Annotated in this window: 17 protein-coding genes; all 17 read right to left on the bottom strand. The window is 61.8% G+C overall.

What is annotated here, in order from left to right:
* Positions 1 to 43: 43 nt before the first annotated feature.
* The 17 genes from fusA to secE all read right to left on the bottom strand — a co-directional run bounded on the left by fusA (position 44) and on the right by secE (position 20550).
* Complete coding sequence (gene fusA / locus HYN69_RS01930; RefSeq protein WP_108434259.1) at positions 44 to 2167, bottom strand: elongation factor G; 2124 nt, start codon at positions 2165 to 2167, stop codon at positions 44 to 46.
* A 9-nt stretch (positions 2168 to 2176) separates the two neighbouring features.
* A complete protein-coding gene (gene rpsG, locus HYN69_RS01925; protein ID WP_108434258.1) occupies positions 2177 to 2647 on the bottom strand; it encodes a 30S ribosomal protein S7 in 471 nt (156 codons plus the stop codon).
* 11 nt (positions 2648 to 2658) lie between these two features.
* On the bottom strand, positions 2659 to 3030 hold the full coding sequence (gene rpsL / locus HYN69_RS01920; RefSeq protein WP_108434257.1) for a 30S ribosomal protein S12: 372 nt from the start codon (positions 3028 to 3030) through the stop codon (positions 2659 to 2661).
* A 285-nt stretch (positions 3031 to 3315) separates the two neighbouring features.
* Positions 3316 to 4008, bottom strand: a complete 693-nt coding sequence (locus HYN69_RS01915; protein WP_159082327.1) for a phosphatase PAP2 family protein — start codon at positions 4006 to 4008, stop codon at positions 3316 to 3318.
* Positions 3998 to 5434 carry an ArnT family glycosyltransferase gene (locus HYN69_RS01910; protein WP_108434255.1) on the bottom strand — a complete coding sequence of 479 codons (1437 nt, stop codon included), beginning with the start codon at positions 5432 to 5434 and terminating at the stop codon, positions 3998 to 4000. Before HYN69_RS01910 ends, HYN69_RS01915 begins: the two co-directional genes overlap by 11 nt.
* Positions 5427 to 5732: a lipid-A-disaccharide synthase N-terminal domain-containing protein gene (locus HYN69_RS01905; RefSeq protein ID WP_230426462.1), complete on the bottom strand. Its 306-nt coding sequence runs from the start codon at positions 5730 to 5732 to the stop codon at positions 5427 to 5429. Before HYN69_RS01905 ends, HYN69_RS01910 begins: the two co-directional genes overlap by 8 nt.
* Before the next feature lie 11 nt (positions 5733 to 5743).
* Positions 5744 to 6469, bottom strand: a complete 726-nt coding sequence (locus HYN69_RS01900) for a glycosyltransferase family 2 protein (RefSeq protein WP_108434253.1) — start codon at positions 6467 to 6469, stop codon at positions 5744 to 5746.
* Positions 6466 to 7347, bottom strand: a complete 882-nt coding sequence (locus HYN69_RS01895; RefSeq protein ID WP_108434252.1) for a DMT family transporter — start codon at positions 7345 to 7347, stop codon at positions 6466 to 6468. Before HYN69_RS01895 ends, HYN69_RS01900 begins: the two co-directional genes overlap by 4 nt.
* A 25-nt stretch (positions 7348 to 7372) precedes the next feature.
* Positions 7373 to 8188, bottom strand: a complete 816-nt coding sequence (locus HYN69_RS01890; RefSeq protein ID WP_108434251.1) for a glycosyltransferase — start codon at positions 8186 to 8188, stop codon at positions 7373 to 7375.
* 102 nt (positions 8189 to 8290) lie between these two features.
* Positions 8291 to 12532: a DNA-directed RNA polymerase subunit beta' gene (rpoC, locus tag HYN69_RS01885; protein WP_108434250.1), complete on the bottom strand. Its 4242-nt coding sequence runs from the start codon at positions 12530 to 12532 to the stop codon at positions 8291 to 8293.
* Between the two features lie 103 nt (positions 12533 to 12635).
* A complete protein-coding gene (gene rpoB, locus HYN69_RS01880; RefSeq protein WP_108434249.1) occupies positions 12636 to 16769 on the bottom strand; it encodes a DNA-directed RNA polymerase subunit beta in 4134 nt (1377 codons plus the stop codon).
* Positions 16770 to 17018: 249 nt separating this feature from the next.
* Complete coding sequence (gene rplL, locus HYN69_RS01875; protein ID WP_108434248.1) at positions 17019 to 17393, bottom strand: 50S ribosomal protein L7/L12; 375 nt, start codon at positions 17391 to 17393, stop codon at positions 17019 to 17021.
* Positions 17394 to 17468: 75 nt separating this feature from the next.
* Positions 17469 to 17984: a 50S ribosomal protein L10 gene (gene rplJ, locus HYN69_RS01870; RefSeq protein WP_108434247.1), complete on the bottom strand. Its 516-nt coding sequence runs from the start codon at positions 17982 to 17984 to the stop codon at positions 17469 to 17471.
* Between the two features lie 427 nt (positions 17985 to 18411).
* On the bottom strand, positions 18412 to 19110 hold the full coding sequence (gene rplA, locus HYN69_RS01865) for a 50S ribosomal protein L1 (protein ID WP_108434246.1): 699 nt from the start codon (positions 19108 to 19110) through the stop codon (positions 18412 to 18414).
* A gap of 5 nt (positions 19111 to 19115) precedes the next feature.
* Positions 19116 to 19568 carry a 50S ribosomal protein L11 gene (rplK, locus tag HYN69_RS01860; RefSeq protein WP_108434245.1) on the bottom strand — a complete coding sequence of 151 codons (453 nt, stop codon included), beginning with the start codon at positions 19566 to 19568 and terminating at the stop codon, positions 19116 to 19118.
* A gap of 91 nt (positions 19569 to 19659) precedes the next feature.
* Entirely contained in the window at positions 19660 to 20193 is a 534-nt protein-coding gene (nusG, locus tag HYN69_RS01855; RefSeq protein ID WP_108436981.1) for a transcription termination/antitermination protein NusG, read from the bottom strand.
* Positions 20194 to 20358: 165 nt separating this feature from the next.
* Positions 20359 to 20550 (bottom strand): preprotein translocase subunit SecE, encoded by a 192-nt coding sequence (gene secE / locus HYN69_RS01850; protein WP_108434244.1) that lies wholly within the window; start codon positions 20548 to 20550, stop codon positions 20359 to 20361.
* Between the last annotated feature and the right edge of the window lie 28 nt (positions 20551 to 20578).

Genomic DNA, 20578 nt, shown 5'->3' with positions numbered 1-20578 from the left:
CGCCCTACGGGGTTGGTAGGGCGGGGTTAACCCCGCCGCACCGTCAAGCGTATTTCTTCTGGATCTCGTCCGAGATGTTCTGCGGAACCGAGTCGTAATGGTCGAATTCCATCGAGAACACCGCACGGCCCGATGTCATCGAGCGCAGCGTGTTGATGTAGCCGAACATGTTCGCCAGCGGAACCATGGCAGCGATGACGTTCGCGTTGCCGCGGCTGTCCTGCCCGTTGATCATGCCCCGACGCGAGGTCAGGTCGCCGATGACGCCGCCGGTGTATTCTTCCGGGGTGACGACTTCGACTTTCATGATCGGCTCGAGCAGTTTCGCGCCTGCCTTTTTCAGACCTTCACGCATAGCGGCGCGCGAAGCGATTTCGAAGGCGAGAACCGAGGAGTCGACGTCGTGGAACGCGCCGTCGATCAGCATCACCTTGAAGTCGATCACCGGGAAGCCTGCGAGCGGGCCCGAGTCCATGACGGACTTGATGCCTTTTTCGACGCCGGGAATGTATTCCTTGGGCACCGAGCCGCCGACCACCTTGGATTCGAACGAGTAGCCCTCGCCCGGTTCCGTGGGGGTGATGACCAGTTTGACGCGGGCGAATTGGCCCGTGCCGCCGGTCTGCTTCTTGTGGGTGTAGTCGATCTCGTGCTCGCGCGAGATCGTCTCGCGGTAAGCCACCTGCGGAGCGCCGATGTTCGCCTCGACCTTGAACTCGCGACGCATACGGTCGACGAGGATGTCGAGGTGAAGTTCGCCCATGCCCTTCATGATCGTCTGGCCCGATTCGATATCGGTCTCGACGCGGAAGGACGGGTCTTCGGCAGCCAGACGGGCGAGTGCGATGCCCATCTTTTCCTGGTCGGCCTTGGTCTTGGGTTCCACGGCGATTTCGATGACCGGCACCGGGAAGGTCATGGTTTCGAGAACGACGGGCGCCGCCGGATCACACAGCGTGTCACCGGTGGTGGTTTCTTTCAGACCGCCAAGCGCGATGATGTCGCCGGCGAAGGCTTCCGAGATTTCCTCACGCTCGATGGCGTGCATCATCATCATGCGGCCAACGCGCTCTTTGCGCTGCTTGGTCGCGTTCAGCATGCCGTCGCCCTTGGCCAGTTTGCCCGAATAGATGCGGGTAAACGTCAACGAGCCGACGAAGGGGTCGTTCATGATCTTGAACGCCAGCGCCGAGAAGGGCTGGCTGTCATCTGCCGAACGCGCGATGTTGCGCGTTTCGGTCTCGTCACCCGGAGCGAAGCCTTCGTAGGGCGGCACGTCGAGCGGCGAGGGCAGATAGTCGATCACGGCGTTGAGCAGGGGCTGGACGCCCTTGTTCTTGAAGGCCGAACCCGCGAAGACGGGGATGAAGTCGATGGCGAGCGTGCCCTTGCGGATCAGCGCGCGCAGCGTATCGGCGTCAGGCTCGGTGCCTTCGAGATAGGCTTCCATCGCGGCGTCGTCCTGACCCACGGCGGTTTCGATCAGGTTCATGCGCCATTCGGCGGCGCTATCCTGAAGGTCGGCGCGGATCGGCTGGCGCACCCAGGATGCACCAAGGTCTTCACCCTGATAGACCCACTCTTCCATCGTCACGAGGTCGATGATGCCTTCGAGCTTGTCTTCGGCACCGATCGGCAGAGCGACCGGAACGGCGTTGGCGCCGGTGCGGTCTTTGATCATGCGGACGCAGTTGAAGAAATCGGCGCCGGTCTTGTCCATCTTGTTGACGAAGACGATGCGCGGAACCTTGTAGCGGTCAGCCTGACGCCACACGGTTTCGGTCTGCGGTTCCACGCCGGCGTTGCCGTCGAGAAGCACCACGGCACCATCGAGCACGGCCAGCGAACGTTCGACTTCAATGGTGAAGTCGACGTGGCCGGGGGTGTCGATGATGTTGAAACGGTACTTGTCGGCACGTGCGTGCTCGAGGTTCGGGTCGATGGTGCGTTCCCAGAAGGTGGTGGTCGCAGCAGAGGTGATCGTGATGCCACGCTCTTGCTCTTGCTCCATCCAGTCCATCGTGGCGGCGCCGTCATGGACTTCGCCGATCTTGTGGGACTTGCCTGTGTAGTAAAGGATGCGCTCGGACGTCGTGGTCTTGCCCGCGTCGATGTGGGCGATGATCCCGAAGTTGCGGTAACGCTCAAGCGGATATTCGCGTGCCATGTTTGACCCTTACCAGCGGTAGTGGCTGAACGCTTTGTTTGCGTCGGCCATCTTGTGGGTGTCTTCACGCTTCTTCACGGCCGTGCCGCGGTTGTTCACCGCATCGGACAGTTCGGCGGCAAGACGCTCTTCCATGGTGTTCTCGTTGCGCTTGCGCGCCGCGATGATCAGCCAACGGATTGCGAGCGCTTCGCGGCGCTCGATACGGACTTCGACGGGGACCTGATAGGTCGCACCACCGACGCGGCGCGAGCGCACTTCGACGGAGGGTTTCACGTTTTCCAGTGCTTCGTGGAAGCACTCGATCGGCTGGCGCTTGAGGCGCTGCTCGACCCGGGCGAGGGCACCGTAAACAATCGATTCAGCGACGGACTTTTTGCCGTCGAGCATCAGGTTGTTCATGAATTTGGTGAGAACCCGGTCGCCATACTTGGCGTCGGGCAGGATTTCGCGTTTTTCAGCGGCGTGACGACGTGACATGTTTTAATTCCTCACTTCGGACGCTTGGCGCCGTATTTCGAACGACGCTGGCGACGCTCTTTGACGCCCTGCGTATCGAGAACACCGCGAAGGATGTGGTAACGCACACCGGGAAGGTCTTTCACGCGGCCGCCACGGATCAGGACGACAGAGTGTTCCTGAAGGTTGTGCTTTTCGCCGGGAATGTAGCTGATGACTTCAAAGCCATTCGTCAGGCGCACTTTGGCAACCTTACGCATAGCCGAGTTCGGCTTCTTCGGAGTGGTGGTGTAGACGCGGGTGCAAACACCACGCTTCTGCGGGCAGGATTCCAAGTGCTGCGACTTGGAGCGCCGTACTTTTGCTTCCCGCGGTTTGCGGATCAGCTGTTGGATAGTTGGCATTCACGTTCCCCGTGTTGCGCTGTCAATACTCGCACCGGACCCGGTGCGCTGCTTCTCGACGGTGCCTTGCGCATACCGCAAAACACCAATACCGCATGCGCCCCTATGCAGGGACGACGCGGTGGAATTCCAGAGGATCGGAGCGCAGGGCCCGGATCATGACCACTCGATTTTAGGCACCCCGTCAGCAAAACCGTTAAGGTCGCAATACGAGGTAGCGGGCGTATAGGGGGAGTCGCGGGGGATGTCAACGGGCGCTCTTGGTGCCATTCGGGCCATCGCGCCTTATGTAACAGGGTTTTTGCGCCCGAACAGGACGACGCGCAAGAGGCTGGCGATCAGCAGGGTGAAAAGCGCGGCAAAGATCGCGTCCGACAGAAAATGCCGCCCCGACGACATGCGTTGAAGCGCCGACACAAGCGGAAGAGCCAGCGCGAAAGCCGCAATCGCACGATAGGCGAGCGGCGACAGACGGTCACGCCACAGGCCGAGGATGACGATCAACGCAATGGCGGTGGCGGTCGCGCCCGACACCTCGCCCGATACGAATGAGCAGTTCGACAAGCACTGGTCGGTGGGCAGCCACGGCGGGGTGAAATGGGATGCACCGCCGAAATCGGCCACATCGGCAGGGCGGGCGCGGCCCCAGAACCGCTTGAGCAGCGTGTCGGCCATAAGGCCGGGGCCAAGCGCATAGGTCAGCACGATCAGACCCCAGGCGCGGGCTGACCCGTTGCAAGCCGGGCGTTTGCGAAACAGCGCCACCAGCCACAGGACAAGGGCGACAAAGAGCACCAGCGCCGAAAATCGCCACAGCGCAAAACGCAACATCTCGGATGCCGGACCGCCCATCCAGCCCTTGCCGTCGAAGAACAACCCCGCGACAGCCTCGTCTATCGCGGGATAGGCCACGAAAGGCAGCATCGCCAGACCCGAGGCGACGGCGACGGTCAGCGGCGCGGGCAGGTCAAGACGCATGGAAACACGCGGCATCGGTGACAAAGGCCCGCAGCCCCGCCCGCGCATAGGCCCCGGTTCCGGCATCGAGTTCCAGCCGTTCATGGGCGCAGGCGGGTGGCTTTGCGGCGATATAAAGCACCTTGCCCGTCAGGTCGGGCGGCAAGGGATGGGTCTGTTCGTAATGGTTCATCGGGCGGCCCCTTGGCGGCACGGCGTAGAATTGCACATTACTTGTCGCGCCGGTGAAGAACAGGTCGGCCAGCACATCGCGGCGTTCGGCCACTACGGGCAGCCCGTCATTGTCGATTGCCATGTCGATGATCTGGCGGCTCATTGCGGCCTGCCCTGTCCAGCGGTCCAACAGCGGATCACTGCCCGCGACGGTGGTGGCGGGAAACAGCGTCAGCAGCGGCAGGATCAGCGACACCGCACCGTTCAGCGCAAGCGAGGTCCAGACCAGACGCGGATAGCGCCGCAGCACCAGCACGGCGGCGATGGTTCCGGCGAAATAGGCCGAGGCCGCCCAGTTGGCATAGGCCTTGTCCAGCAGTGCTTGCGCGCTGACGATCAGCAGGGGCGGCAGCGCAAAAACCGTCAGCTGCGCCGTCTCGCGCCGGAAAAACGCCACCAGAAGGGCGGTAAAGACCAAAGGCCCCGCTACCCCGAATTGCGCGAGCAGGAAACTGGCCATCTCGGTCACGGAAAGCGAGGCAAGCGGGCTGTCCTGCCGCACCCAGCTTATGTTGTCGGCGGTATGGGCGACGGTGGAAAATCCGTGCGCCGCGTTCCATATCAGGTTCGGCGCAGCCACGGCGGCAAAGGCCAGCAGCATCAGCAAGGCATTCCGCCAACCGATCCGCAGCGCGGGCAGCAGCATGGCCCCCGCCCCGACCCCGATCAGAAAGTAAAGTGCTGCATATTTCGCAAGGAAGGCAAAGCCGAGGCAGACCCCCGCCGCAACCGCAAGATCGCTACGGCGTTCGGCAGCAAGGCGGGTGTGGAAATACAGGGCGGCGGCAAAGAACGGCGCCATGATCGTATCGGTCGAGGCCAACAGGCTGCCCACCGCCACCATTGGCAGGGTCACATAGGTTGCCGCCACCACCAGCGCCACGCGCGGCCCCGCCAGACGGTTGGCAAGAGCTGCAAGGATAAGCGCCGCAGCACCATGGAACAGCGCAAAGGGGGCGCGCACGAAATAGGCCGTGTCGCCTCCGATCCACGTCGAAAGCCCGATCACCCATGCGATCAGCGGCGGCTTGGAATAATAGCCGAAGTCAAAGCTTTGCCCCCAAAGCCAATACTGGCTTTCGTCGACGAACAGGTCGGTGCGGTTAAAGGCCAGCAGCACCAGACGCAGCAGCGTTACGCTTGCGACGACCATCAGCGCCGTCTTGCGCCAGTTGTCCGAAGGGTTGGCCTCCGACGGCGTGGCGTCAGACATCGGCCTTGCGGCCCTTGTGGATCAGCCACAGGTTCCGGCTGTAGATCACCACGCCGGGCAATTGGCCAAGGATGATGACGGGTTCCAGCTTGTGGATGCCGTAAAACAGCACGATCGTCCCGCCGATCAGCGAGAAATACCAGAACGCGACCGGCATCACGCTTGCCCCTGCCCGTTCCGATGCGATCCATTGTACCACGAAACGCGCGGTGAACATCAACTGCCCGAAAAGGCCGATGACAAGCCATGCGGTGTCGGCTGCGGTCTCCGCGCCGAAAAGGCTCATCAATGTCTGCACGGGGTTCGTCCTTATTCGGTGAGGTCGCGGGGTGCGGCGGTCTTGCGACGGCGGATCAGCCACATCACGCCGAAAAGGTCAACAATTCCGACCATGGCGCGCTGCAAATTGCTGTAATTTGATCGCCCTGCCCCGCGCCCGCGATGGGTGACATCGACATGGGCGATCTGCCAGCCGTCACGCTTGAACAGCGCGGGCAGGTAGCGGTGCATGTGGTTGAAATAGGGCAGCGCAAGAAAGGCGTCGCGGCGAAACGCTTTCAGCCCGCAGCCGGTGTCGCGCGTGCCGTCATTCAGCATCGCGCCGCGCAGGGCATTGGCAAAGCGCGAGGCGGCTTTTTTCGACCACGTATCCTGCCGCGCCACCCTTTGGCCTGCAACGATGCCGATGCCATCAGCCCCCCTGCCCCGCAAGGGTGCGATCAGCGCGGGCAGGTTTGCGGGCGGGTTCTGCCCGTCTCCGTCCAGCGTGGCGATGATGGCCCCCCGCGCCGCACGAACGCCGGAATGGACGGCAGCACTTTGCCCGCCCGAGGTTTCGTGCCGCAAGACCCGAAGCATCGGAAAACGGGCACGCTCCGCCAGCAGGGCCTGCGCCGTGCCATCGGTCGAGCCGTCATCGACCACGATCACCTCGTAATCTGCCTCGCCTGCCAAGGCGGTCACGATCTCGTCGATCAGCGAGGGCAGGTTTTCGGCCTCGTTCTTGGCGGGGATGACGATGGAAAGCGCGGTCATGCCGGTGCAGTGCCTTTTAGTTTGCGTTCGCGCCACAGGGTGAAGATGCCCGATCCGACGATCAGCGCAGCGCCAAGCAGCGTTAACGCATCCGGCAGGGTTCCGAAAGCGGCCCAGCCGAGGAAAATCGCCCAGAGCAGCGCGGTGTAGCGGAACGGGGCGACAAAGCCGATGTCGCCCACCCGCATCACCATGACGACAAACATGTAGCCGACCACCAGTGCCGAGGCAGCGCCAAGGATCACCAGCCATTCATGCGGCGTGATCGGCTGCCAGCCTGCGGGCAAGGACAGGGCCAGACCCGTGGCGGTGACCGTCAGCGAGGCAAAGACCGCGACCGAGGCCGAGGGCACGGCCCGCGACAGCTCGCGCGTGGCAAGATCGCGCACCACGACGCAAGCAACCGAGGCAAGCCCCATGATCGACCAGAAGTCGAACCCCTGCGGACCGGGGCGGATGACGATCAGCACGCCGACAAAACCGACGAGGATCGCCGTCAGCCTGCGCCAGCCGATCTTTTCGCCGAATACCGCCCAAGCCGCCAGCGCCACGGCGAGCGGCAGCGATTGCAGGATCGCCGACAGGTTCGCGAGCGGCATGTGAACAAGGGCGGCAAGGAACAGAAGCGTGCCCCCCACCTCGGCCACCGAACGGATGGCGACAATCACCCCGTCGCGGCGGGGCATCCGCAGGCTTAGCCCGTTGGTCATCGTGGCGATGATCAAGAGCGGCCCCAGCGTGAGCAACCCGCGCAGCGCGATGGCCTGCCACAGCGGCATGGTCTGGGTCACGGCCTTCATGCAGCTGTCGTTGATGGTGAACCCGGCCATGGCCACGTTCATGTAAAGCGCGCCGCGCATGTTGTCGGATATCGGCATCAGGCTCTCCCTGATCGCAGCGCTATCAGGATGAGGAAGCCGATGCCAGACGCGTTAACGCATCCAGCCCCGTGGCGAAACGGGCGGTCAGGATCGCCGCCGCCTCGGCCGTGCTGCGGTCTATCACCACGCCTGTGGTATGGGCGGTGCTGTCGTTGCCCTGATGCACCGACCGCAGGAAGGCCATCTCGGTCGCATCGGAAAAGGTGGTCAGGAATTGCGGCAACAGGCGGTGGTTGCGCCGAAAGATCGTGTCGACTTCGGTCACGGGCGAACAGAGCGCAAGCCCGATACCGAGAGGGAGTTTCTCGGTCACCTCGGTAAAGCGCGGGGTCGGGCCGGACAGGTCGACAAACAGACCGCGATTGTGGGCGATGGCAAAGGGCGTGGCGGTGAAACCGGCGATGCCCGATGCGATTCGGCGCAGCCGTGCGACGTGGTCGAGGTCGAGCGCGTCATCGTCATCGAGACGAAAGCTGGTCAGGTGGGTGGTGGCCCGTGTGGGAAGCGTGGCGTAAGCGGCCTGTATCGCGGGATAGTGGTGCATCGGCGGCAGCGCCACGATGCGGGCATTCAGGGGTGCAATCCCCGCTTGCAGCCGGTCGACCGCCCAAGCGGGCATGGCGTCACCGACCAGCACCATCAGTTCGAAATCCGGGTCGCTCTGCGCGATGAGCGACGGCAGGGCGAGGGTTTCGAACAGCGCAAAGCGGCGTTCCAGCCGTGGCCTTGCAAACAGCATGGCTTGCAGGCGGGCGGCATCGGGGGCCTTGGCGCTGAAACCCGACAAGGCGGGATAGGAAAAGCGGATCAGCCCCGCCAGACGGTTGGAAAAACCCATGACACTATCCCCCACATTCGCCCGCAGCCTAGCAGCGGCGGCGCGCAAAGGAAAAGGGCCGCCGCATCGCTGCGACGGCCCCGTTTCAGGCTTTGGCTGCGATCAATCGCGGCTGTCGGTCGTGTCCATCAGGTTGCTGAACACATCCTCGGCTTCGGTCATCGGCACCGGAGCGGCAAGCGCCGCTGCGGTTTCGGCTTCCGAACGCCGCGCCTCGATCACGGTCTGGTCGCGGTCGGTTGCGATCTTCTTGACCTTGGACGTGGCGCCACCCGTCCCTGCCGGGATCAGACGACCGACGATCACGTTCTCTTTCAGGCCGACCAGTTTGTCGCGCTTGCCCTGAACCGAAGCCTCGGTCAGCACCCGCGTGGTTTCCTGGAACGATGCCGCCGAGATGAACGAACGGGTCTGCAACGACGCCTTGGTGATCCCCAGAAGGACCGGTTCCGCCTTGGCCTCGCGGCCGCCACGGTTGCGGGCTTTCAGGTTCTCTTCGTCCAGCTCGATTTTCTCGACCTGTTCGCCCTTGAGCAGCGTGGTGTCGCCGCCATCGAGGATTTCCAGCTTTTGCAGCATCTGGCGGACAATCACTTCGATGTGCTTGTCGTTGATCTTCACGCCTTGCAGACGATACACGTCCTGCACTTCGTCGATCATGTAGTTCGCCAAAGCCTCGACACCCAAAATACGCAGGATGTCGTGCGGGGCCGGGTTGCCGTCCATGATGTAATCGCCCTTCTGGACGAAGTCGCCTTCCTGAACAGGAATGTGCTTGCCCTTGGGGATCATGTATTCGACGGCCTGCAACGTCTCATCCACGGGTTCTACCGTGATGCGGCGCTTGTTCTTGTAGTCTTTGCCGAAGCGGACATAGCCGTCCATTTCCGCGATGATCGCGTGATCTTTCGGGCGACGGGCTTCGAACAGTTCGGCCACACGCGGCAGACCACCGGTGATGTCCTTGGTCCGGGCACCTTCGCGCGGGATACGCGCCACGACGTCGCCGGGGCGGATTTCCTGGCCGTCTTCGACCGAGAGGACCGCATCCACCGACATCTGGTAGCTGATCGGATTGCCGTTGTCGGCGCGCACCGGTTCGCCCGTTGCCGGGTCCATCACGATGACTTCCGGCTTCAGCTCGTTGCCCTTGGGCGCGGAACGCCAGTCGGACACGATGCGCTGGGTCATGCCGGTCGCATCGTCGGTGTCTTCGCGGATCGAAATCCCCGAGATCAGGTCGACGAAGCGCGCGACACCGCCCTTTTCGGCGATGATCGGCAGGGTATAGGGGTCCCATTCGAACAGCTTCGCGCCACGCTTGACGGTCGAGCCGTCAAGGACGTGGATCTTGGCGCCGTAGGTGATCTTGTGCACCGCACGTTCGGCCCCGTTTTCATCCACGATGGCGATCGACATGTTCCGGCCCATCACGATCTGTTCGCCATTGGCGTTGGACAGAAGCGTGCCGTTGCGGAATTCGATCTTGCCCTCTTGGCTGGCCTCGAGGAACGACTGCTGGCCGCCCTGCGCGATGCCGCCGATGTGGAACGTCCGCATCGTCAGCTGCGTGCCGGGTTCGCCGATGGACTGCGCTGCGATGATACCGACAGCTTCGCCCTCGTTCACCATGGTGCCGCGGGCAAGGTCGCGCCCGTAGCACATGGCGCAGACGCCCTCTTCGGCTTCGCAGGTCAGCGGCGAACGGATCCGCATCACCTGCACACCGGCCTGATCGATCAGGTCGGCGCGACGCTCGTCGATCAGCTCGCCTGCTGCAACGATCACCTCGTCCGAACCCGGAACCAGCACGTCGTCGGCAGCCACACGGCCCAGCACGCGGTCGGCAAGGGTTTGCACCACTTCGCCATCGTTGACCGCGGTTTCGGCCGTGATCGCACGGTCGGTGCCGCAATCATGCGAACGCACGATGCAATCTTGCGCCACGTCCACCAGACGGCGGGTCAGATAGCCCGAGTTCGCCGTTTTCAGTGCCGTGTCGGCCAGACCCTTACGGGCGCCGTGGGTCGAGTTGAAGTATTCAAGAACGGTCAGACCTTCCTTGAAGTTCGAGATGATCGGCGTTTCGATGATCTCGCCCGACGGCTTGGCCATAAGGCCGCGCATACCGCCAAGCTGCTTCATCTGCGCCGGCGAACCCCGCGCGCCCGAGTGCGACATCATGTAGACCGAGTTCGGCTCTTTCTCGGCACCGGCATCGTCGTAACGCACCGCCGAGATTTCGGCCATCATCTCGCCCGCCACCTTGTCCGAGCACTTGGACCAGGCATCGACGACCTTGTTGTACTTTTCGCCCTGGGTGATCAGGCCGTCCATGTACTGCTGTTCGAATTCCTTAACCTGATCGCGCACTTCGTTCACGATGGTCCATTTGGAATCCGGGATCAGCATGTCGTCCTTGCCGAACGAGATACCGGCGCGGAAGGCTTCGCGGAAGCCCAAGCCCATGATCTGGTCACAGAAGATCACCGACTCTTTCTGGCCGCAGTAGCGGTAGACGGTGTCGATGACGGCCTGCACGTCCTTTTTCCGCAGCAAGCGGTTGACCAGATCGAACGGAGCCTTGGCGTTCAAGGGCAGCAGGTTGCCAAGACGCAGACGGCCCGGCGTGGTGTCGAAACGCTTCCACACCTCGTTGCCTTCTTCGTCGATCTGGCGGATCCGCGCCTTGATCGAGGCGTGCAGGTGCACGGCCCCCGAGGCGAGCGCGTGTTCCACTTCGTCCACGTCGGCGAATGCCATACCTTCGCCGACCATGCCCTTGCGGTTCATGGTGGTGTAGTAAAGGCCAAGCACCATGTCCTGCGACGGAACGATGATTGGCGCGCCATTGGCAGGCGACAACACGTTGTTGGTCGACATCATCAGCACGCGCGCTTCGAGCTGGGCTTCCAGCGAGAGCGGAACGTGCACGGCCATCTGGTCACCGTCGAAGTCGGCGTTGAAGGCCGAGCAGACGAGCGGGTGAAGCTGGATCGCCTTGCCTTCGATCAGGATCGGCTCAAACGCCTGAATCCCCAGACGGTGCAGCGTGGGCGCGCGGTTCAGCAGAACCGGGTGTTCACGGATGACCTCGTCAAGGATATCCCAAACCTCGGGGCGTTCCTTTTCGACCAGTTTCTTGGCCTGCTTGACGGTGCTGGAAAGCCCCTTGGCTTCAAGCCGCGAATAGATGAACGGCTTGAACAGTTCCAAAGCCATCTTTTTCGGCAGACCGCACTGGTGCAGTTTCAGTTCCGGGCCGGTCACGATGACCGAACGACCCGAAAAGTCGACGCGCTTGCCGAGCAAGTTCTGGCGGAAGCGGCCCTGCTTGCCCTTGAGCATGTCCGAAAGCGATTTCAGCGGGCGCTTGTTGGTGCCCGTGATCACGCGGCCACGGCGGCCGTTGTCGAACAGCGCGTCGACGGCTTCTTGCAGCATCCGCTTTTCGTTGCGCACGATGATATCGGGCGCACGCAGCTCGATCAGACGCTTCAGGCGGTTGTTGCGGTTGATGACGCGACGGTAAAGGTCGTTCAGGTCGGAGGTGGCGAAACGGCCACCGTCCAGCGGGACGAGCGGGCGCAGTTCCGGCGGGATCACCGGAAGCACGGTCAGCACCATCCATTCAGGACGGTTGCCGGATTCGAGGAAGCTTTCGACGATCTTCAGACGCTTGATGATCTTCTTGGGCTTCAGCTCGCCGGTCGCTTCCTTCAGGTCCTCGCGCAGCTGGTCAGCGGTCGATTCCAGATCGATCGCAGCCAGCATTTCGCGGATCGCTTCGGCGCCGATGTTGGCGGTGAAGGCGTCGGCGCCATACGTGTCCTGCGCGTCGAGGAATTCTTCCTCGGTCATCAGCTGGCCATAGGTCAGGTCGGTCAGACCCGGTTCGATGACGACATAGTTTTCAAAGTAGAGGATGCGTTCCAGATCGCGCAGCGTCATGTCGAGCATGAGGCCGATCCGGCTGGGCAGCGATTTCAGGAACCAGATATGCGCGACGGGTGCGGCCAGTTCGATATGGCCCATGCGTTCGCGGCGCACCTTTTGCAAGGTGACTTCCACGCCGCACTTTTCGCAGACGACGCCGCGATATTTCATGCGCTTGTATTTGCCGCAAAGGCATTCGTAATCCTTGATCGGGCCAAAGATACGCGCGCAGAACAACCCGTCACGTTCGGGTTTGAACGTGCGGTAGTTGATGGTTTCGGGCTTCTTGATCTCGCCGAAGGACCACGAGAGGATCCGTTCGGGCGAGGCGAGCGAGATCTTGATCTCGTCGAAGGTCTTGATCGGCGCAACCGGGTTGAACGGGTTGGTCGAGAGTTCCTGGTTCATTTCATAACCTTATGAATGGGGGCGGCGGGGGACTGTCGGCGGATAAGGTGCGCGGGGACCGCGCACCCTACGTAGGGTGTGCCTTTACGGCGCACCCTTCGCGTCACTCATCCTCCGCATCCAGGAGTTCCATGTTGAGGCCGAGGCCGCGCACTTCCTTGACGAGGACGTTGAACGATTCCGGCACGCCGGCCTCGAAGTTGTCCTCACCCTTGACGATGCTTTCATAAACCTTGGTCCGGCCTGCCACATCGTCCGACTTGACGGTGAGCATTTCCTGCAAGGTGTAAGCCGCGCCATAGGCTTCGAGCGCCCAGACTTCCATTTCACCAAGACGCTGGCCACCGAACTGGGCTTTACCACCCAGAGGCTGCTGCGTGACGAGGCTGTACGGACCGGTAGACCGGGCGTGCAACTTGTCGTCGACAAGGTGGTGCAGCTTGAGCATGTACTTGACGCCCACGGTGACCTTTCGCGCGAATTGCTCGCCCGAGCGGCCGTCGAACACCACGGATTGACCCGAGGTATCGAAGCCCGCACGCGTCAGCGCATCGTTCACGTCCATTTCCTTGGCGCCGTCAAAGACCGGCGAGGCAATCGGAACGCCACGGGTGACGTTGCCTGCCATTTCAAGGAACTGGTCTTCGGTCACATCACCGAAAGCGTCGTCATAGGTCTCGTCGCCGTAAGCCAGACGCATCGCATCGCGCACCGGAGTCATATCGCCGGAACGACGATATTCCTTGAGCGCCTCGTCGATCCGGATGCCCAAGCCGCGCGCGGCCCAGCCCATGTGGGTCTCGAGGATCTGGCCCACGTTCATCCGCGACGGCACGCCGAGCGGGTTGAGCACGAGGTCGACGGCGGTGCCATCGGCAAGGAAGGGCATATCCTCGATCGGAACGACCTTGGAGATGACGCCCTTGTTGCCGTGACGACCGGCCATCTTATCGCCCGGTTGCAGCTTGCGCTTCACCGCGACGAAGACCTTGACCATCTTCATCACGCCCGGAGGCAGATCGTCGCCGCGACGGACTTTCTCGACCTTGTCTTCGAAACGCAGTTCCAAAGCGCGCTTTTGCGCTTCGTACTGGTCATGCAGGGCTTCGACGTCCTTGGCTTCGGCCTCTTCGGCCAGCGCCAATTGCCACCACTGGCCGCGCGACAGCGTGCCCAGCAACTCGTCGTCGATGGTCGAACCGGAACGGATGCCTTTCGGCCCCTTGACGGCGGTCTTGCCCATGATCAGCGTCTTCAGACGCGAATAGATGTTCCGTTCCAGGATCACCAATTCGTCATCACGGTCGCGGGCGAGGCGTTCGACTTCCTCACGCTCGATCTGCAGGGCGCGTTCGTCTTTATCGACGCCGTGACGGTTGAAGACCCGCACTTCGACGATGGTGCCATAAGCACCGGGCGGCAGACGCAGCGAGGTATCGCGCACGTCGGACGCCTTTTCACCGAAGATGGCGCGCAGCAGTTTTTCTTCCGGCGTCATCGGGCTTTCACCCTTGGGGGTGATCTTGCCCACCAGAATGTCGCCCGGCTGAACCTCGGCACCGATATAGACGATACCGGCTTCATCCAGATTGCGCAGGGCTTCTTCGCCCACGTTCGGGATGTCGCGCGTGATTTCTTCCGGCCCCAGCTTCGTATCGCGGGCGGCGACTTCGTATTCCTCGATGTGGATCGAGGTGAAGACGTCGTCGCGCAGGATGCGTTCGGAAATCAGGATCGAGTCTTCGTAGTTGTAGCCATTCCACGGCATGAAGGCGACGACCACGTTCCGGCCAAGGGCCAATTCGCCCATGTCGGTGCAGGGACCGTCAGCCACCACTTCGCCACGCACCACGACATCGCCCACTTTGACCAGCGGACGCTGGTTGATGCAGGACGACTGGTTGGAACGCTTGAATTTACGCAAACGGTAGATGTCGACGCCCGGTTCGCCGGGTTCGAGCATTTCCGTTGCGCGCACGACGATACGCGTTGCGTCGACCTGATCGATCACACCGGCGCGGCGGGCCATGATGGCGGCGCCAGAGTCACGTGCGACCACGGCTTCGATGCCGGTTCCGACGAAAGGCGCGTCGGATTGCAGCAGCGGAACCGCCTGACGCTGCATGTTCGAACCCATCAGGGCGCGGTTAGCGTCGTCATTCTCAAGGAAGGGGATCAGCGAGGCCGCGACCGAGACAAGCTGTTTCGGCGAGACGTCGATCAGGTCGATCGCGTCCGGCGGGTTCAGCATGAATTCGCCCGATTTCCGGCTGGAGATCAGGTCATCGGTAAAGCGCCCTTCGGCATCTTGCGCCGCGTTGGCCTGCGCCACGGTGTGGCGCATTTCTTCGGTCGCCGACATGTAGATGACTTCATCGGTCACCTTGTTGTCGATCACCTTGCGGTAGGGTGTCTCGATGAAGCCATACTTGTTCACGCGGGCAAAGGTGGCCAACGAGTTGATCAGGCCGATGTTCTGGCCTTCGGGCGTCTCGATCGGGCACATCCGGCCATAGTGGGTCGGGTGAACGTCGCGCACTTCGAAACCGGCGCGTTCGCGGGTCAGACCGCCCGGCCCGAGGGCGGAAAGGCGGCGCTTGTGCGTCACTTCCGACAGCGGGTTGGTTTGGTCCATGAACTGCGACAGCTGGCTTGAGCCGAAGAATTCACGCACCGCAGCGGCGGCGGGTTTGGCGTTGATCAGGTCTTGCGGCATGATCGTGTCGATTTCGACCGAGGACATACGTTCCTTGATCGCGCGCTCCATACGCAGCAGGCCGACGCGGTACTGGTTTTCCATCAGCTCGCCGACCGACCGCACACGGCGGTTGCCGAGGTGGTCGATGTCGTCGATTTCGCCCTTGCCGTCGCGCAACTCGGTCAGCGCCTTGATGCAGGCGATGATGTCGTCACGGTCCAGCGTGCGCTGGGTGTCGGGACGGCCAAGGTCGAGACGCATGTTCATCTTGACGCGACCGACAGCCGAAAGGTCGTAACGTTCGCTATCGAAGAACAGGGTTTCGAACAGCTGGCTTGCGGCTTCGACGGTCGGCGGCTCACCCGGACGCATGACGCGGTAGATGTCCATGAGCGCGGTGTCGCGGCCCATGTTCTTGTCTGCCGCCATCGTGTTCCTGATGTAGGGACCGACGTTGACGTTGTCGATGTCGAGAACCGGAATCGTGGTGATGCCCTGATCGAGCAACACCTTGACCGACCCGCCCTTGGGCGAACCGTCACGGTCGTATTCCATCGTCAGCTCGTCGCCGGCTTCCGCCCAGATCTCGCCGGTTTCCTCGTTGATGATATCCTTGGCGACGAAGCGGCCGAGGATATATTCGTAAGGCACCAGAAGTTCGGTGACAGCACCTTCGTCGCGCCATTTCTTGACCATGCGCGGCGTGGCTTTTTCGCCGGCCTTCAGGATCACTTCGCCGGTTGCGGCATCGACGAGGTCATAGGTCGGACGGGTGCCCGAAACGCGGCTCGGGAAGAACTTGGTCACCCAACCCTTGTTCTTGACGTATTTGTAATCGACCGTCTCGTAATAGGCGTCCATGATCTGCTCTTGCCCCATGCCGAGGGCATAGAGCAGCGTCGTCACGGGCAGCTTGCGGCGGCGGTCGATGCGGGCGAACACGACATCCTTGGCGTCGAATTCGAAATCGAGCCACGAGCCGCGATAGGGGATGATCCGGCAAGCGAAGAGCAGCTTGCCCGACGAATGGGTCTTGCCCTTGTCGTGGTCGAAGAACACGCCGGGCGACCGGTGCATCTGGGACACGATCACACGTTCGGTGCCGTTCACGATGAACGTGCCGTTCGAGGTCATCAAGGGCATGTCGCCCATGAAGACGTCTTGTTCCTTGATGTCCTTGACCGACCGCGCGCCGGTGGTTTCATCGACATCGAACACGATCAGGCGCAGCGTCACCTTGAGAGGCGCGGCATAGGTCATGTCGCGGCTCTGGCATTCGTCAACGTCGTACTTGGGCTTTTCCAGCTCGTACTTGACGAACTCGAGAACCGCGGTCTCGTTGAAGTCCTTTATCGGGAACACCGACTGGAACGTGCCCTGAATGCCTTCGCCATCGGCGGGCTTCGGGCCATCGCCCGATTTCAGGAACAGGTCGTAGGAAGATTTCTGAACCTCGATGAGGTTCGGCATCTCGAGGACTTCACGGATCTTGCCATAGTAGCGGCGGATGCGTTTCTGACCAACGTAAGCTTGCGCCATGCTCGTCGTCACCTTTTTCTCGTGTCGCAGGGACGCATCCGTCGGGGTCACGGTCGCGCCGCTTGGCGAAAGGGGTGCCAGGTTCCATTCATGCTTTCCGTCCCACCGGAAAGCTCCCGAACCTTGAACCACGCCTTGAAAGATGCACCCGTGCCGGATGCCCCTTTCAAGACAGGTTCGGCTGGGCCCGGACTATGCCGGACCCAGCCAAAATCGTCATACTAGATGCGCGAGGCGCATCCGGCGCGATTACTTCAGCTCGACCTTGGCACCAGCTGCTTCGAGGGTCTTCTTGAACCCTTCGGCATCGGCTTTGGTCACTGCTTCTTTGACTTTGCCGCCAGCTTCCACGAGGTCCTTGGCTTCTTTCAGGCCCAGACCGGTGATGGTGCGGACTTCTTTGATGACGTTGATCTTGTTCGGACCAGCGTCGGTCAGGACGACGTCGAATTCGGTCTGCTCTTCAGCCGGAGCGGCTGCAGCGGCGGGACCAGCGGCCATCATGACGGCGCCACCGGCTGCCGGCTCGATGCCATAGGTGTCTTTCAGGATGGTCTTCAGTTCCTGCGCCTGCAGGAGGGTCAGACCAACGATTTCTTCGGCGAGTTTGTTCAGATCAGCCATTTGCTCATTCCGTTTATAAAGATGGGGTCCAACGCTACGGGATTGCCCCGCGCGGGTATGGTTCCGGACAGCGGCTTACGCCGCAGCCTTTTCCTCGATGGTCGACAGGATGCTTGCGATGTTCGAAGCAGGCGCGCCAATCGCACCGGCGATGTTCGAGGCGGGCGAACCGATTGCAGCCACGATCTGAGCGATAAGCTCTTCACGCGACGGCAAGGCTGCCACGGCTTTCACACCGGCCAGGTCCAGGACAGTGTCACCCATTGCGCCGCCGAGGATAACGAACTTGTCGTTCCCCTTGGCATAGGCTTCGGTCACCTTCGCAGCAGCGACAGGATCTTCCGAATAGGCGAGCACGGTCATGCCCGTGAGCAGGTCACCCATTTTAACGCCGGGTTTCCCTTCAAGGGCGATTTTGGCGAGCTTGTTCTTGGCAACGCGTACGGACCCGCCAACTTCGCGCATTTTGGCGCGCAGGTCCTGCATCTGTTTAACCGTCATACCCGTGTAGTGAGCGATCACTACAACGCCAGAGCTTTCGAAGATCTGGCCGAGTTCCTCGACCACTTTCTCTTTCTGGGCTCTATCCACAGTTTCACTCCAAGTGTGGGGGTTTCCCCCCGGCTCATGTTTGCCCCGTTGCCGGGGCGTTCGGGTCCGAATGATGTCCCGAGGCCAGAATCGCCCGAGGGAGTTCCCCCGGAAATTTGTTCTCGTTCTCTCATCTCGGGAGGGAAATTAAGTCAGGCGATTGCCTGACACCCACCGTCTCGGACGAAATACGCAACCTCCCGACGAATCGGGCGGTTAGCGCAGATTGTGGCTATAAAGACTAACGCGAGGGTTTGGAAGCCCGCCTTTCGCGGAAAACCAATTATCACGCGGCTTTAGCCGCGCTTCGCGTTCCTGCGTGCAGGATTGCAGGCAACGCAGCGGGGATCAACGCAAAAAACCGGCGACCAATGAAAAACCGCCGGTCCACGGGGGACCGGCGGCTTTATATCCCGCAAGCGGGGTTTTACTTGGCCGCAGCCGACGCCAGTTCGACCGAAACGCCCGGGCCCATGGTGGACGAGAGCGAGACCTTTTTCAGGTAGGCGCCCTTGGCACCCGACGGGCGCGCACGGGTCACGGCGTCGACGAAAGCGCGGATGTTTTCAGCCAGTTTGGCGGTGTCGAACGACACTTTGCCAACGCCTGCGTGAATCACGCCGGCTTTTTCGACCTTGAACTGCACTTCGCCGCCCTTGGCTGCTTCGACGGCCGTTTTCACGTCCATCGTCACGGTGCCGACCTTGGGGTTGGGCATCAGGTTGCGCGGGCCGAGGATCTTGCCCAGACGACCGACGAGCGGCATCAGGTCCGGCGTCGCGATGCAACGGTCGAACTCGATCTTGCCGGACATGATGGTTTCCATCAGGTCTTCCGCGCCGACGATGTCTGCACCAGCGGCCTTGGCTTCATCAGCCTTGGCGCCACGGGCGAAGACGGCGACGCGAACGGTCTTGCCGGTGCCGTTCGGAAGCTGGACCACACCACGGACCATCTGGTCCGCATGGCGCGGGTCAACGCCGAGGTTCATCGCGATTTCGACGGTCTCGTCGAATTTCGCGGTCGCGCCCTTTTTGATCAGGGCGAGTGCATCTTCGAGCGACACGTTGATCGCGGTGCCGAAGACTTCTTGCGCAGCTTTGGTGCGCTTGCCGAGCTTTGCCATGATGATCAGCCCTTCACTTCGATGCCGCAAGACTTGGCCGATCCGAGGATGATCTGCATCGCAGCCTCGATCGAATTGGCGCTCAGGTCTTTCATCTTCGTTTCGGCGATCTTGCGGACCTGCGCGACCGTCACGGTGCCGGCAACTTCACGGCCGGGCTTCGAGGAACCCTTGGCGCGGTTGCGCTTGCCGACTTGCGGCAGGCCAGCGGCGGTTTTCAACAGATACGAAGCCGGGGCCGTCTTGAACTCGAGGCTGAACGACTTGTCTTGATAATAGGTGATGACGACAGGCGTCGGCGTGCCCGGAGTCATGTCGGCGGTCTTGGCGTTGAACTCCTTGACGAAAGCCATGATGTTCAGGCCGCGCTGGCCGAGTGCCGGACCGACCGGCGGGGACGGGTTTGCTTGACCCGCTTTGACTTGCAGCTTGAGGCTGCCGATAATCTTCTTGGCCATTGGCCATCTCCTTTGTCACAGCCCTTGCGGGCGGTTTAGTGGTCCGGTCCGTCACCCCGAAACGGGGCGCTCGCCTCCCACGCGATGCACGTCAGAGTCCTTTGGTGACCTGCGTGAATTCCAGTTCGACCGGCGTTGCCCGGCCAAAGATCGACACAGACACCTTGAGGCGGCTGTGCTGTTCGTCGACTTCTTCCACCATGCCGTCGAAACCCTCGAACGGGCCGTCGGTCACTTTGACCTTTTCGCCGATCTCGAAGCGGATCAGGTTGCGCGGCGCAATCTCGCCCTCTTCGACGCGGTTCAGAATGCCATTCACCTCGGCGTCGCGCATCGGCATGGGCTTGCCCTGCGGGCCAAGGAAACCGGTGACGCGGTTGATCGACGAAATCAGGTGATAGCCGCGGTTGGTCATCTCCATCCGCACCAGCACATAGCCGGGCATGAAGCGCCGCTCGGACGTCACCTTCTTGCCGCGCCGGACTTCCAGCACCTCTTCGGTGGGAACCAGCACTTCGTCGATCTCTTCCTGAAGACCGGCTTCGGCAACGGCAGTCTTGATCTGCTCGGCAACCTTCTTCTCGAAGTTCGAGAGAACGCTTACCGAATACCAGCGCTTGGCCATGCCTTCGTCCATCCTGCTTTTCGGGGGAATATCCCCCTGTAATTCTTGGTGTTTCAGGAACAAAAAACAGCGCGCAACACGAATCGCTGCGCGCCGATCATCCCGAACTTGTGGCGCGAATACCCGTCCCCACCCAGAAATTCAAGGAGAAACGGTGTTTCGACCTTAGCCGAGGATCAGCCGCAGCCCCGTGCGGATGCCCAGATCGACCAGACTGAAGAAGGTCGCGGTCAGCGCGGCCATGATGAAAACCATGATCGTGGTCAGCATCACTTCGCGGCGCGTCGGCCAGACGACCTTGCTGACCTCGGTACGGACCTGCTGGATGAACTGCAAAGGGTTGGTCTTGGTGGCCATGTGTTCCGGGTCCGGTGCGGCAAAGGGA

The sequence above is a fragment of the Gemmobacter aquarius genome, assembly GCF_003060865.1.
GTDB lineage: Bacteria > Pseudomonadota > Alphaproteobacteria > Rhodobacterales > Rhodobacteraceae > Paragemmobacter > Paragemmobacter aquarius.
Note: the sequence above shows the minus strand (reverse complement) of the source record. Positions and strands in the feature narration are given on the sequence as shown.

Excerpts from the sequence above, each read along its gene's own strand:
- fusA (WP_108434259.1), bottom strand. The coding sequence starts at position 2,167 with ATGGCACGCGAATATCCGCTTGAGCGTTACCGCAACTTCGGGATCATC.
- rpsG (WP_108434258.1), bottom strand. The coding sequence starts at position 2,647 with ATGTCACGTCGTCACGCCGCTGAAAAACGCGAAATCCTGCCCGACGCC.
- rpsL (WP_108434257.1), bottom strand. The coding sequence starts at position 3,030 with ATGCCAACTATCCAACAGCTGATCCGCAAACCGCGGGAAGCAAAAGTA.
- HYN69_RS01915 (WP_159082327.1), bottom strand. The coding sequence starts at position 4,008 with ATGCGTCTTGACCTGCCCGCGCCGCTGACCGTCGCCGTCGCCTCGGGT.
- HYN69_RS01910 (WP_108434255.1), bottom strand. The coding sequence starts at position 5,434 with ATGTCTGACGCCACGCCGTCGGAGGCCAACCCTTCGGACAACTGGCGC.
- HYN69_RS01900 (WP_108434253.1), bottom strand. The coding sequence starts at position 6,469 with ATGACCGCGCTTTCCATCGTCATCCCCGCCAAGAACGAGGCCGAAAAC.
- HYN69_RS01895 (WP_108434252.1), bottom strand. The coding sequence starts at position 7,347 with ATGCCGATATCCGACAACATGCGCGGCGCGCTTTACATGAACGTGGCC.
- HYN69_RS01890 (WP_108434251.1), bottom strand. The coding sequence starts at position 8,188 with ATGGGTTTTTCCAACCGTCTGGCGGGGCTGATCCGCTTTTCCTATCCC.
- rpoC (WP_108434250.1), bottom strand. The coding sequence starts at position 12,532 with ATGAACCAGGAACTCTCGACCAACCCGTTCAACCCGGTTGCGCCGATC.
- rpoB (WP_108434249.1), bottom strand. The coding sequence starts at position 16,769 with ATGGCGCAAGCTTACGTTGGTCAGAAACGCATCCGCCGCTACTATGGC.
- rplL (WP_108434248.1), bottom strand. The coding sequence starts at position 17,393 with ATGGCTGATCTGAACAAACTCGCCGAAGAAATCGTTGGTCTGACCCTC.
- rplA (WP_108434246.1), bottom strand. The coding sequence starts at position 19,110 with ATGGCAAAGCTCGGCAAGCGCACCAAAGCTGCGCAAGAAGTCTTCGGC.
- rplK (WP_108434245.1), bottom strand. The coding sequence starts at position 19,568 with ATGGCCAAGAAGATTATCGGCAGCCTCAAGCTGCAAGTCAAAGCGGGT.
- nusG (WP_108436981.1), bottom strand. The coding sequence starts at position 20,193 with ATGGCCAAGCGCTGGTATTCGGTAAGCGTTCTCTCGAACTTCGAGAAG.
- secE (WP_108434244.1), bottom strand. The coding sequence starts at position 20,550 with ATGGCCACCAAGACCAACCCTTTGCAGTTCATCCAGCAGGTCCGTACC.